General features: G+C 56.5%; 10 protein-coding genes. 4 read left to right on the forward strand and 6 right to left on the reverse strand.

What is annotated here, in order from left to right; genetic code table 11:
• Window positions 1-250 precede the first annotated feature (250 nt).
• From ACWTU8_RS12110 to ACWTU8_RS12120, 3 genes are read left to right on the forward strand one after another with little or no spacing between them, the layout of a single operon-like run.
• On the forward strand, window positions 251-1,156 hold the full coding sequence (locus tag ACWTU8_RS12110) for a macro domain-containing protein (RefSeq protein ID WP_455848249.1): 906 nt from the start codon (window positions 251-253) through the stop codon (window positions 1,154-1,156).
• Window positions 1,147-2,130 (forward strand): DarT ssDNA thymidine ADP-ribosyltransferase family protein, encoded by a 984-nt coding sequence (locus tag ACWTU8_RS12115; RefSeq protein WP_455848250.1) that lies wholly within the window; start codon window positions 1,147-1,149, stop codon window positions 2,128-2,130. Before ACWTU8_RS12110 ends, ACWTU8_RS12115 begins: the two co-directional genes overlap by 10 nt.
• A gap of 5 nt (window positions 2,131-2,135) precedes the next feature.
• Window positions 2,136-2,324, forward strand: a complete 189-nt coding sequence (locus ACWTU8_RS12120) for a hypothetical protein (protein WP_455848251.1) — start codon at window positions 2,136-2,138, stop codon at window positions 2,322-2,324.
• A gap of 579 nt (window positions 2,325-2,903) precedes the next feature.
• On the opposite strand, the gene ACWTU8_RS12125 is transcribed toward ACWTU8_RS12120, so the two are convergent.
• The 4 genes from ACWTU8_RS12125 to ACWTU8_RS12140 form a co-directional block, all read right to left on the reverse strand.
• Window positions 2,904-3,530 (reverse strand): hypothetical protein, encoded by a 627-nt coding sequence (locus ACWTU8_RS12125; RefSeq protein ID WP_455848252.1) that lies wholly within the window; start codon window positions 3,528-3,530, stop codon window positions 2,904-2,906.
• A 1,324-nt stretch (window positions 3,531-4,854) separates the two neighbouring features.
• Complete coding sequence (locus tag ACWTU8_RS12130) at window positions 4,855-6,489, reverse strand: vanadium-dependent haloperoxidase (protein WP_455848253.1); 1,635 nt, start codon at window positions 6,487-6,489, stop codon at window positions 4,855-4,857.
• A gap of 226 nt (window positions 6,490-6,715) precedes the next feature.
• Window positions 6,716-7,432, reverse strand: a complete 717-nt coding sequence (locus ACWTU8_RS12135; protein ID WP_455848254.1) for an acyl-homoserine-lactone synthase — start codon at window positions 7,430-7,432, stop codon at window positions 6,716-6,718.
• Between the two features lie 83 nt (window positions 7,433-7,515).
• Window positions 7,516-8,238 (reverse strand): helix-turn-helix transcriptional regulator, encoded by a 723-nt coding sequence (locus tag ACWTU8_RS12140; protein WP_455848255.1) that lies wholly within the window; start codon window positions 8,236-8,238, stop codon window positions 7,516-7,518.
• A gap of 240 nt (window positions 8,239-8,478) precedes the next feature.
• On the opposite strand from ACWTU8_RS12140, the gene ACWTU8_RS12145 reads away from it, so the two are divergent.
• Entirely contained in the window at window positions 8,479-9,627 is a 1,149-nt protein-coding gene (locus ACWTU8_RS12145; protein WP_455848256.1) for a hypothetical protein, read from the forward strand.
• A 120-nt stretch (window positions 9,628-9,747) separates the two neighbouring features.
• Here the strand turns inward: ACWTU8_RS12145 and ACWTU8_RS12150 are convergent, their stop codons facing one another.
• Together ACWTU8_RS12150 and ACWTU8_RS12155 are read right to left on the reverse strand one after the other, a co-directional pair.
• Window positions 9,748-12,327, reverse strand: a complete 2,580-nt coding sequence (locus ACWTU8_RS12150; protein ID WP_455848445.1) for a bifunctional diguanylate cyclase/phosphodiesterase — start codon at window positions 12,325-12,327, stop codon at window positions 9,748-9,750.
• Window positions 12,328-12,682: 355 nt separating this feature from the next.
• Window positions 12,683-13,549, reverse strand: a complete 867-nt coding sequence (locus tag ACWTU8_RS12155; protein WP_455848257.1) for a class I SAM-dependent methyltransferase — start codon at window positions 13,547-13,549, stop codon at window positions 12,683-12,685.
• Between the last annotated feature and the right edge of the window lie 138 nt (window positions 13,550-13,687).

Here is a 13,687-nt window from a genome sequence, read left to right on the forward strand (position 1 = left end):
TGACCAGAGTCGACCATCGCAATGTGCCCAGAAAAATGTGACAATCTCAAATGGCAAACTCTTTGCCTTGGAAGCGCCTCCAAACTGGTACCGGCGGAGATCGGTCCAAAATCGTTGTGCGGTCGTCGACGACAGGGCTTTCCGAATGCGGAAAGCTACGCTACCTGTCGTCACGCGCAAGCTCGGCATAAGCATGTGGTGTTCTTACATTGTTCACTGTAGGCTGTGGCAATAAGCAGGAGCTGACAATTTGTTGATATATCGCCGCACGAGCCTTCTAGAATCCTCTGCTCAAACCCTAGTCAACACCGTCAACTGCGTGGGGGTGATGGGAAAGGGCATCGCTCGCGAATTCAAGGAGCGCGAGCCTGATATGTTTCTCGCCTACAAAAAGATATGCGAGCAGAAAAAGCTGCAGCCCGGCAAGCTGTGGCTCTGGAAAGGAGCGGCCCAATGGGTGCTAAATTTTCCTACGAAAATACATTGGAGGAACCCATCCAAGATTGAATGGATCGAATCTGGATTAAGGAGATTCGTCGCCGCCCACGAGAAAGCAGGCATACGCGAGATTTCGTTCCCGCGGCTAGGCTGCGGGAACGGAGGGCTGGACTGGAAAGATGTCCAGCCGCTTATGGAGCGGCACCTCTCAAGGCTCGCGATCCAAGTTTTTATCCACGATTACACGGTAGACATTGGTATTCCCGAGCATCTTGAAGAGGTGGCCAGAAAGCTTCGCCGCCAAAAAACCGATGATTTCTCGTTCAAGGGCTTCGTCACGGCTCTGGAACGAGCCACCTCAATCTCAAACGACTGTTTGGCCGACTTGGAAACCGAAGAGCCGATCGGCGCCGAAATGCGAGAGGGGGCGCTTACGCTGCGAACAACTCGCGGGGTATGGAAATTTGATACGGAAGATTTATGGGGTGTTTGGGTTGCGCTTCAGAAAGGGCTTCTCACCCAGGACAAGGCTGGTTGGTCTGCATCGGAGGCAGGCAAACCACTTCTCTCAGTTCTCAGCCTGCTACCGAACATTCGCCCAATACAAATTCAACGACTGAACTCGGAGCCTGAGCTAGCCGTCGAAGTCCAACGTGGCGGCACTGGAGCGGAGACTGTTCCAGCCCCATCTTCTCAGATGCAGCTTTCATGGCACTGAGCCTCGACGCAATAGAGAGGCATATAACGACATGGGAGGCTAATCTCGACCGGCCTTTCTATTCTTTTCGAAAAAAATGGCCGAGTAGGCTCTTTCATCACGCTCCGTTGGAGAATGCGGTAGACATTCTTAGAGACGGGTGTCTGCGTTCTCGGCAGGACCCAAAAAACACCAAACGACGCGATGTCGCGGGTGCCGGGGTGATAGATGCTCGGACACACGCCCATAGCTCGGCTCGGCTTTATTTTCGACCGAGAACCCCGACGCAATATCACATCGAGGGCATCCGCAAGAGCAACGAATGCAATTACGGACCAGATGCACATGCACCTGTCCTCTTCATGATGGTTTTCGACGCACGTGCGGTTCTTAGCCAAAAGGGGGTAATGGTATCGGACCGAAATATGCAACTGGGTGACGCCTGTCCCAGTGACGAAGATGCCTATTTCGAGGTCATCCCATTCGGTAAGGTCTACCATGAGGGCGGTATCGGCGGCGATCGGACGATAGTTGCTCACCGGTGCGCAGAGGTTTTGGTGCCCTCGCCTTTGATGCTCGATGGATCCCTCCAATGGGTATACTGCAGAAGTGTCGCAGAGCGCGCCACCCTTTTGCATCTGCTCGGACCGGCCGCAAAGAACTGGCTTTCGAGGATTATCGTTTCAGATGATCTGCTCGTGTTCCTGCGTGATTTCGTTTTCGTTGAAGATGTAACGATCGGACCAGAGGGCTTGGTATTTCAGCTGAACTCGAGGCGCGATCTGGCTGAAGTTGATGTGCAGATAACAGCGCAAAATTCCAAGGGCGTTGTGTTCGTAAATTTTGGCAACAAAGCGATGAAAGCTCGCCCTCCTGGCGGTAAGCGCTGGAGGATTGAAGCGAAGTTTCCATCTGGCACTTACCATGTGCAAGTGAGACTTGAGCAGCATTTGGCCTTTGATGCTTTGATAAATTTCGGCACTGGCCTGATCTGACTTCGATGACCAACGTCGACCGGTCATTCGAAATCCCCGTGACAGTTCGCATTGGCGCGACGTTGCCGCGCGCCTGCGGCCCACCGCTCAAGAATGTGGTCGGAATCGATCTTAGAGCTGATTCAGCGCGGCGTCGCCCGGAGCCGATCGGCGAGCTTCAAGGCAAGTCGAAAGCTGAATCGATCTGGCGGTGATCGCCAGCCGATTTGTAGTAAGAAATGACGGGTCGCGCATTGGCGAGTTCATGCGACAGCAACAACTAGCAAAGATCGGGAAACCTCGCCTGGTCTTTGATGCACGTGGCAGTCGCAGATTGGCAGAAAGACGACACCGGATCATAGCCCGCCTGCTTACAAAGACGAATTGTTCTCTCCAACACGGTATGGTCGAACTCATCTTTTTTGGCCTGCTTTTCCGCAGTCGACTTTTGGTATGATTCCGAAATAGACGACCATACGAATTGGCCGACATAGACGGCCGCAGCAACCCCAACCAAAGCAAAAACAGCGTTCCTCATTAATTTCCCCCGTTGACCAGATCGGGGAGTTGAGAAGCCTTCAGGTGGAAGGCCGCATACGTCTTTAGGCTTTCGCCTGGACATACACGTATGCCTCCCCGACCTTGGTCGGAGAGTGCGGGTATCGGCAGCACTGATGCCGCCACCTGAAGGGGTTCTCACGCCCCTGAGCGTTAGCTCCAAGGGCGTTATAGAGATCAAAGCCGCCTATGCCATGGCGCCCTGGCCGGCTGCCGAAATCGGTCGTACCTGCCGATCACACACGGACACTTTTGGGAGCGGGATTTCTAAGACGTTCGGCCACTTTCACGTCGCCCAGCCGATATGGGTCCACAATTGCCTCGCGCTCATCATAGTAGGACTCGTCTGCGCGCAACACGAACACGGCCTCTGCCGGAACAGTTGTTTCCAGGATCACGCCGTCTCCAAGGACATCAGACCAATGAAGAGCGAAGCCTCGAGCTGTTTCCTTGTCGGTTGTCCATGAAAATCCGTAAATGCGGCGAGTACGCTCGGATTGTCGCGTTCCGCGGTAGAGTGTGAGGGGGCCGCCTGAATAGGCGCGCGGCATAAGTAGCCGAAGGGCAGAAGCCGTCAGGGCCCGGTTGCCTATCCTGTATGCCAGCTGCTTGGACTGAATCCAGATTTCGAGAAATGCCGCCGCGATTTTCGGATTGGCAACTTCGTTGGCTTGCACGATGCGCCGAAGCCCATGCGACCAGCCATCCGCCGCATTCACCGCATCGATAGCTTGCCAGAAGAGTTCGGGGTCGTCACCCCGGCTTGCATTGAATAGGAACGAGCCGGCCTGAGCCGCCTCTCGATAGTCGCGTCGTACCTCCTCATCCCATTCGGCAATTCCAGTTAGGCGGTAGCCAGCCACTGTTCTACTCCATGGCGATCTTTATGGGCGGGCGCTTCGATCATTCGACGATGTTTCAGACGCATTAGCGTTCGGCAGAGTGGCCGCTAGCGCCTTTTTGCGGAGGCGCATTTCCGTTTCGGTCAGCGGCAGAGTTTCTGCTATCGTCACCGGGGCCTCCACTTGGGGCGTGACAGTTGTCACATCGTCGGACTTCCGCGCCTCACTTGGACCCCGGCTATTTCGCCTCTTTCGTTGACGATCGGATCCCATCTCCTGACTCAACGATAACGAAGTGATCTTGTCACTAGTTTGTCAGCACGACACTCCGAACACTGACCGGTGCTTCTATCAAAATCGGTAGTTAAGCCAAGCGAACGGGCAACCACATTCACCTGCTGTCGAGGCGAGGTGCCTGTCATGCTGGCCATGCAATCATCGCAAATTCGCGCCGGCGTCCGGACGGTTAGCAGTCGGTGAATTTGTTCGGGATTGTCCATAGGTCCACGAGCCGTATTGACGATGCGGTGAGCGCCAAGCTCCAAGCCTGCTGCATCAATTTCAACGACGCAATTAAGGATCTTGCGGTCCAAATCGTCCCGCCTGGATCGGAGATAGAGGAAAAGCTCAACATCGTCCTGAAAGAGGTAGAGAAGAGAAGGTACCTTTCCTAGGGAGGTGGTGAAAATCATCCGCGCCGAAGGGTGGAACGGGTTTACTAAAGATGCTCACAACAAGCTGTGGAAGAAGCTTGAGGCCAAAAAAGCCGTGAAAGGCTACGGGCAATTGCCGTTGGCAAGACTTGGTGCTGGTATGAGACTTGGCTCAATCGTGTTCGGGAAGAATGCAAGCGCTACCCGGATCGATATCGAAAGCCCAAACTGCCGCCATGGCCGGGTCCGCTCCCTGGAGCTAGACAAAGCACCAAAACCCGAGAAGATTGTCCCGAATGTTGAACCAGTCCGGTTTGCCGGGAGCTATCGCCGCCGTGCCGAAAGGTGCGGCGGGCTTTTTGCGTCTGAAACAAACGCAACGGAAGGCGGTTCGGGTCCTGCGCATCTCCTGTGCTGCGAGATCGGGATTGCACCCTCCGATCAGCCCGCGATAGCCATGCGAACTAGCTGTAGACCGGCCCGTTCACCGCGGTCGTTTGGGGCACTCTCTCTGATGCGCTCGCGGAGCTTCTCGGAAAAATCCTGTTCCGTTTCGCCCATTTGATCCTTCTGGCTGCGCGATCGTATTAAGCGCAACGAACTGCAGTCTGCTCTAACGCTGGATTGCGGTTACTCGCTGATCCTGCCCGGCAATCGTGAAGATCTAAGTTTGGAACAGCTGTTAGCTTCGGCTACACAGTGGGGCCGTACGCCGTCCCAAATACCCGGTTCGCAATCTTCTTGCCGCTCGCAGACCCCTCAGTCGAATCGAAGGTCCAATGCACGCCTAAGAAGACGCGTGAAATGGAGTTGCCCATATCGAGATCGTCAATTGTATGAAAATTCATAAGCACTTTGTCTCGGTCAATCCCGGTGAAGTTATCACGTGAGATGATGTTGTCGGCGACTCTTCGATTAACCTCTCCTGATCGCACTCCTCGCAAACGGATTCTGTTAGCGGCACCTTCGCTGATAAGGGTTTCCTTCCTGATAAGCCGCAGCATCTCAAAGCAAGCACCTCCGAAAGTAGCGTGACCTGATGGATAGGCTGGGAAATTCGGTGTAAACGCAGCCATTGGGTACGGAATTTTACGCGTGCCGGTCACAACCTCCATCGCCGCTGGTGCCGCTTCTGAGGGCAAAGCCTCCAACCGAGTTGCACCTAGCAGGACCTGAGTCGTATTTATTTCAAACTCTGCAGCCCCCGGTGCGGTCAGGCCAGAGTTGGTCCTTGGTGCGCCGAGCGGATGCCAGTTTGTATCGCCCATCTCATAAATCGCGCGAACAGGCCTCCAAACTTCGTGGAAGTATTTAGACGCCCAAGCTACAATTCCCCCATCTGCCATCGCTATGTTACACAACGCCAGCAGGCGGGCTACAGAAGCGTCTGTCATTGACGTATCAGTGTCTGCGTATTGCCATAAGATCTCATTGTAAAGAACGGGAGGAGTACCGAGATACCGGGCGCCATCGTAAGCCCAAAAGAGTCCAATGTTAGTCTCCGGGCCTGTTCGTGCTTTTTCGCCGTCGACGTCAACGGGATTCAGCCCGCCCTTCGCTTTGACAAATGCGATCTCCTTGGGCGTGATTGCAGGCGGAGGCGGAGGAGCCAACGGGCCCTTGTCCGGGTTCACATCGCTCGCTGTAAGAACCAGAGGCGGGTGTGAGCCCCAGCCAGCCCCATAGAACCCCTGCCCTTTATTAAAAGGATCGACATTATGCTTGCCCGGTTTGGTGTCATAGTCTTGGAACAGCTTCTCCTTGATGACTTTGGCGTCCCACCTCTTCAAGAACTCGGCACTAACGAAATCTTGCCCGCCCTTCCACGATACAGGAACCCGCAGGTCCCCTTCCCCTAACGCCCTACGGAATGTTCCTTTTCTCGCATCGAGTTCCGATTCATGGAGCGGGGAATTCTCGAAAATCGCAGTGAGAACGCGGAATGCTGCGCCCCCTACGAACGCAGCTGGATGATCGATCGGACCCGGCTTAGCGCCCTTGTGGAACTGGGGCTCATACCTGGCCCCGTACGCGTAGCGCGCCGCATCGGCTATAGCCGCGTGGACCAACGCAAGTGCGAGAGACGAGGCGCATGGTCCAGGCGCGATGGCCTGTTCCGGCTTAACCGAATGATCAAGAGCGATCATGTCTAAAGCGGCAAAACTCCAGAACCTGACAGCGTAAAACTTGGCGTCAGGCTTGATGTTGCTGAAAAGACCGATGCCGTTGAAACTCAGCTCTTGAGCAAATGATCCACGGACCCGCAGATTGGCCGTACTGGCTAAAAGAGCCATTCCCAGTACAGAGCGCCTAGACAGTCTTTTCATCAGAACCTCCCTCTCTGGCTAGCAAGCAGTTGGACCACTCCTAAAAGTAGTAGTTAATTAACAAAGGGCACGCTGAGGATGTGAATTGCATTCGGATGCGCGACAGGCGCCGGCTACAGCCGAAGCACGGCCATTGAACATCATAATGTCTGGATCTCTACCATTCGTATGCCACGATGACATCTGCCCCGACGGCCACATTCCATCTGGAAAGCTGCCGCTCGGCTCATCTGCAGAACGAGCATGTTGCGCCAAAAGCGGCGTCTTTAGCCGCCGTTTGATGTTCAGCCATCGTCTCCAAGCGCTTCTCGGGCCAAGTGAGAAATGGAGGCTGCGTTCCGCGACGAACCAACAGCGAATGCTCGATCCCAAGTATCTTCCGCACACTCGCCAGTGCCGCCTCATTCACCTCGATATAAGCGACGATGTACCATTCGCCGTTCTCTTCCCTGGCCATACCCATCGGCTCGACTCGCCATTTGAGGGCACCGTGGTGGGGCATGAAGTAGGTTTCCTGGACGCCGCCGACGGCGCTGAGACCCTCATCGAGGGCGTATTCCATAACCGCGCAGCACAGCTGCGTCAGCGTCCCCCGCAACCCGGTCGAGCGTTTGTCGGGAACGACGAAGGTGCGTGTCCATTCGGCCCAATCGGGACGTCTCGGGACGCCCGATTTTTCGCACATGTGAGAAAAGACCTCCGAGACCATGTGCGGCTCGCTCGTTGGGATCAATCGAGCCGAGGTCACGACGCGACCGTCTTCAATACCCAGCAGGTAGGTCGCCGCGTCCGTATCGAACTGGTCTAGCTCGCGACCGTCCGGGCTCGGAGGGCGCCAATGTTTTTGATGCACGAAAAAATCGTGCCGCCGGCGCAGGAATTCGTCGAATTCGTTCTCGTACAGATGCTTGTTGTACGCATTGATTACGTGAGCCGTGATCATGGCCGCGATCCCCCGATCGTTCTCGGGGGATAGTTGCAGTGTTCCTAATATAGGTCACCTGTCCGATCGGACAGTTGACGCGTTCAGGGATGAATCAGGCGCCTGCGTACTGCTTCAACGACGGCTTGCGTGGTCGTGGCGACGCCAAATGCCTCGCGAGCTCGCATCGAATGCCATTTGACAGTGCGCTCGGTCAGGCCAAGGATTTGGGATGTCTCCGCCGATGTCTTGCCGGCCGCAGCCCACAAGAGCACCTCTTTTTCCCGGTCGGTCAGCAGGCCTTCATCGCCGTCAACGTCATTCGACAAAGCCTGGATCGACATGCCGGCATAGACCGCCATGGTGACCAGTTGCACTTGATGTCGCGGCGACAGGATGCAGGACTTTGCGGACGACGCAAACGACAGAACGGACTGCCAATGGTGGACGCTGAGCATCGGGACGGCAAAGCCGCTCCAGATGCCGAACTCCGTCGCCTCGCCGGCGACGCGTCGTGAGCCTTCTGTATCTGACCACTTTGCCGGGACTTCGGACCAAAGGAACGGCTTCAAGGTCTTTGCCGAGTAGATGCAAACACCATCGACCGCGGCATGCTCGGCTTCGACATAGCGTTCGAACCAGCCGGCCGGCCAGCCATTCAGTTCAACCATCGGTGCAAGTTTCTGACCACTGAGCGGCACACCGCTCAGGATAAGATGCTCGAAGCCGAGATTCCTCACGGTTTCAAGAAGGTCGCTCAGCAGCGGCCCGGTAGCTGTGTGCTTCCTGCAGCGTTCGACAAAGTCGAACACGTCTGAATCGATCATGCCAGAGACCCCGTCTCCTCGTCGAAATATTAGCATACCTCAAATTAGAATCTTCAAATATACGATTGCTATCTTGCCCAATCAAAGCGGTTGCGCCCCCCATCGTGCCAGCGCAAAGTGATCGCAATCGGCACAGGCTCGCCGGCTGGCATAACTTACGTGAGAAGAGAGTGGATCGCTTCAACCGCGGCACCCGTCGGCGACCCATCTCCGGTGCAACGCTGCGCGCAGCAGTAATTCTTGAAAGCCGCCGCTGAGAACAGCAAACGGACTCTCGATGCTATCTTCGCCATAGGCACGCGCATCGGACGAACGAATGAAAAAGGCCAGCGCCTCTGGCGGAGAGCGGGCGCGATCGGATTAGGCCCGACCTGCAGCGGGGAAGCGCGAGATGGCACTCCCACTGCTGACGGACAATCATTAGAGATCGCTAATTTTACGCTTGACGATCGCTTCGCCAGCACCAAAATCATGGGGTTCAAACGGGGGGATATCGCCATGCCTGACGGCATCGAAATCTACTTCAGTGCGAGCCTGGCACCGGGTCAGCGCGAGATAGTCGAGCGGTCGATCGCGTCGGCGGTGGAGCGCACGCGTGCGGAGGCCGACGCCGCGCGCGAGCGAGCGGCCGAGGAGGACAAGCTGCATGACGCGATCACGGCGCGCCTTGCGAAGCTGATCCGAGCGGACCCCGGAGTTGCAGAGGCGCGCGAAGGGGTCGGCATGCGGCCATTCAAGGCTAAGGACAGCCTGCGCCTGCAGGGCCCGCCTGGCGGAGGGCGCGATCACGTGATCCCTGCGTCGCCGACCGACAGCAGCGTCGAGCAGCGGCTTCCTCCCTACGACTTCGCCTGGAGATGGCATCACAACGGAGGGGCCCCTCCGTTCAGCCAGAGCGGCGACCAACGGGGACGCCTCGGCGTGGATGCGCGGGCCGGCGGCGGGGTCGCAGGCGGCGCCAGCCGTTTTGTCCACGCACACATCGGCGTCGGCTGCATCGTGCGGACCGATCGTCCGATCGCGGTTGAGTTGTTCGCGCCGCGCTCATCGCGCCATTCCTTCACCATTGGCGCACGCGGCATTGGTGCGAGCGCCACCTCGGAGGGTGGCCTGGAGACGACTTTTATGAAGGGTGGCCAGGTCTTGATGGCGGGCACCTTTCCGTGGTGGCGCAGGCGCGGGAGCAGCCTCTCAGAGAATGAGAGCGTTCGGACCAACTTCACGAGCGTCTTCCCCAGTGGCATGGGAGGACGAATCGACCCCGGCGAATACACCTTCAACGTGGGCATCTGGGCATTCGCCGATTACGCTTCAGGCATTGGAAGCGCGGGAGTGCAGTCGCTGGTCGAGAGCAACATCATCGAGATGCGTATCCATCGCCGAGACTGAACCGGTCGAAAGACAGATTCACGCACCAAGCCAGTCATACACCGCTGCCGTACAAGCCTCGTCGTGTGCGTGCAGAACCAGCCGCTTCCCTGCCGGAGGCCTTGAGGCGGACGTCAACAGTTAGCTGGCCGTGCGCAGACGCCGAGATCGAACAAAGGCCTTTAGTCCTTCGGAATCCAACGCATGCCCGAAGGCATAACCCTGCAGTATGTCGCAGCCCAAGCTCTTGAGTGTCTGTGCGTGCTCCATCGTCTCGACACCCTCCGCTACGACCTCAATACCCAGGGATTTGCCGATTTCAATGATCGACGAGACGACCTGCCTTCGTTGCGGCGATTTGACAATTGGGACGACCAGCTGGCGATCTATCTTCAGCCGGCGAGGCTGCAGCTTGAGCAAGCTGACTATTGAGGCATAGCCCGTACCAAAATCGTCTATTTCTATGTCAATGCCGAGATCTTTTATCTGCTCAAGATTCCAGGTAACAAAATCATCATTTTCGTCAAGGAAAATTGACTCAACGAGCTCGAATGAAATCGTTCCTTTCTTGATATTCAGCTTCCTAAGACTCTTTATGAGTTCGTCATCTTGAAGGCGGCGCGCCGAAACGTTGACTGACACCCGCGGAATGTGAAGATTCGCAGCAGACCACCCTTCGAAATCCAAAAGCGATTGCTCTAATATGGTTCGATCGATGATCGAGACGACATTCAGTTCTTCCGCAATCCTTAGGAATACATCGGGCGCCAAAATACCCTTCTCCGGATGTCTCCATCGCGCCAGCGCCTCAACCCCAACAATTTCGAGCGTTTTTGCGTCAAATTGCGGCTGGTAGAAGGGAATGAACTCGTTGCGCTCAAGGCCGCCGAGAATTTCGTCGGCAATCCGTTTTGTGTCGACGATTTCGCTTTGCATCGCCTCGGTGAAGAATTCGTATCGATTGCGCCCACGCCCCTTTGCTCGGTAAAGCGCGATGTCAGCGTTGACCAGCAGGTGTTTGGCTTCGACATCTTTTCCGTTGTCGACTGCAATTCCCACGCTCACGCCAAAACGGCATCGATGGCCCTGATAGTAGACGGGTTCGCGCATCTGGCTGATGATCCGGTCAGCGAGCCGCGCCAGTTGCTCGACATCGTCATGCACCACGCACAGGACGATGAATTCGTCTCCTCCGATCCGAGCGACGAATCCCTCACCATCGACCTTGGATCGGAGGACAGTTGACGCGTGAACAAGCATTGCGTCGCCTGCGGCGTGGCCAAGCGTATCGTTGATGTGCTTGAACCGATCCAGATCTATGTGAAGCAGTGCCGCATACCCGCCGGCGCGCCTGGCGTTTGCTGCGTAATCTTCCAGCACTTGGTCGAGGTAACGCCGGTTGGGCAAACCGGTCAGCGAATCGTGGAGCGCAATGTGCTCTATGCGCGCCTTGGCCGACTCGAGTTCTGCGTTTTTCGACTCGGAAAGCTGTTTTGCGCGAACCAGGTCCTTGTTCAGCAGGACATCGGCTGTCACATCCCATTCGGCGCCAATCATTTTTGGGGTGTCGTTTGCGACCCGGTGAATTATCGCTTTGGATCGGACATGGCGAATCTCGCCATCCGGCCGAATGATCCGGTACTCCGACAAATATGGCCCGCCGACGGCCATCGCGCTGTCGAAATCGGCGTGGGCGCCAGCCAAATCATCCGGGTGGATTGCTCCCGCCCAGTCCAGGTAGCCGCGGTGCTCCCCAGTCGGTTTGCCGTATATTTCGTTGACGCGGTCGTCCCACGTAAGTTCGTTGGTCGCGAGATCGTGTTCCCAAACGCCAATAGCTGACGCTTCCAGGGCGAGTTCCAGGCGTCTCGACAATCGACTCAGTTCCGCATAGTTGCGCTGTCTCTCGCCAATCAGTCGACCCGTAACCAGGAATGGGATCACAACCAACGCCCCGGCCACCGCCATGATTGCGCGCAAGAACAACGCGTTGTCGGGCGTCGAAGGCCAGCCGTTTTTGGGAATGGCTGCGATACGCCACGAACCGGACGGGAGCAGAACGTCGGCTGTCACCGGATTGCTTTTGGCGACGCCCTCATTGCCGAAGAATTGATCTCCACTTGGACCGAGAGCGTCCTTGCCGATCAGCGCTATGTCAATCCCGAGATCGTCGTCAAGCAGGCCGCTCGCCTTATAAAGGCGCTGAACGTCGACAACGGCCGAAATGATGCCCCAGAACCTTTCGGTGTTGCCCGCACTCCGTACAAAAACCGGAATACGACCGACGAAGCCTTGCCCTCCCTGCCTCAAGTCGACGGGACCGGCAAGAATTAGCTCGCGCTCGTCTCGCGCCCTTAGCGCGGCCACACGCTGGCGCTCGTCCTTGCGGTAATCGAGGCCTATCGCCTTCTCGTTGCCCTCCATCGGGTACATCAGGGAAATGACCAGATCGGGCGCGCCGGCAATATTTTTCAATTGCGAGCCCCCGCCAAACAGGTTGCTCGCGAGCGAGGCGAAGCGTTGCTGTCCCATATAGGGCTCAGTCACGACTGCCGCGACCAGGCCCTGCACCAGTTGAAGGTTTCCGTTGATGTTACCTTCAAGCTTGGCGCGGATAAGATTGACCTTGGCCAGGACATCCGCACGGGCGGCTTGATCCGAGACGACTTTGTTCTGGTGGTCCGCAAACGCTGCGCCAACGGCAATAACTATCACTGCCATTGCCGCCGGGATATTTGCCGACGAAAAAACAGCCTTCTTAATACCGCCGAACTTAGCGCGGAAAAGAGCCAATAGGCGATTCCTCAGCTGCTATTCAGGTTCTCGGGCAACCCGACCAAGGAATATTAGCTATCAATATTTAATTTTGACCTTCACGGGTCCTAAAATTTTTGCACTTTCCGACCGCCTGGTGGCCGCCGGAGTGGTTGGAACAGACCTGCGGCTCGCTTGACACCTCAGAATTGCTTGCAGTTGCTGAAGGTGCATGGGTTGCTCTCGTGGAGGGATAACCGTGCTCACCTTTCCGGCATCAGATCGACGAGATGACAATGCAAAATCTGGAATAAGAGTAGGATTAGTGGCCCTCAATTGTCTTGGGGGTAACAAGATATGGGATCTTGCCGACGCTACGCTTCGTCGCGCCAATGGAATAGGCCATTGGGATCTTGGGAGAGTTCTCTGGCAAGCCGTACATATCCTTGCCGGCCCTCACGGCAAATGAAAAGTGCTGCCACGAAACCGTGTCATGCTCATTGAGAAAATCAAGCGTCAGCCCAGCTGAAATCAGCGCGTTCACCACGTCACTGACCGGATGAATCCACTCATAGTAGCGAGGATGCTTCAAGATGCGGTCGTCGCCGGTATAGGTGAGTTCCTCATTCCATGCGAGTGGTCGAGCTATTGGCGTTCGCCAGTCATGCTTGAACTCCAGCGCCGCAGCCTTGCGGTCACACTGGAACATCAACGGGTGGCCCTCGGCCAGATAGAGCCGGCCGCCGGGGCGCAGGAGATCGGCAACCACTCGCGCCCAGCGGAACACGTCGTCCAGCCAGTTTACCGAACCCCAGGTAACGTAAGCGATGTCAAAGGTTCGGCCGAGCGCCTCGACTGCCTCGAACAGTGGCGCCTCCACGAAGCGCACATTAGTCCCTGCCTTTGCAGCGAAATCCCGCGCCGCTGCGATCGCTGTCGGCGAAAAGTCGAGGCCGGTCACGCTGCCCGCGCCCAGGTTCTTCAAGCTGATTGTGTCGAGCCCGATATGACATTGCAGATGGACGATATCTTTGCCGAGAATGTCACCGACCTCGCGCGTTTCCAACTCATAGAGATTGGATCCGCCTGCCAGCACATTTTCTATGTGGTAGCTGCCCGTTGTGTCGGTCGAATGCAGTTCGGCCCGATCATCCCAATTAAGGCGGTTCGCACCCAGAAACGGTTCCAAATTGCCCCCCCAGTCCCTGCCGAGACTAATATTTGGTAAACAGAACGTTAATATACTTTGCAGCTTAAGGATCGCGCGTCAATCCGAGGCGGGCCGGTGCACCATCGCTGCAGGCCAGGCCTGGCCAAGGTGGAGGTG

Source organism: Mesorhizobium sp. BHbdii, assembly GCF_053848045.1.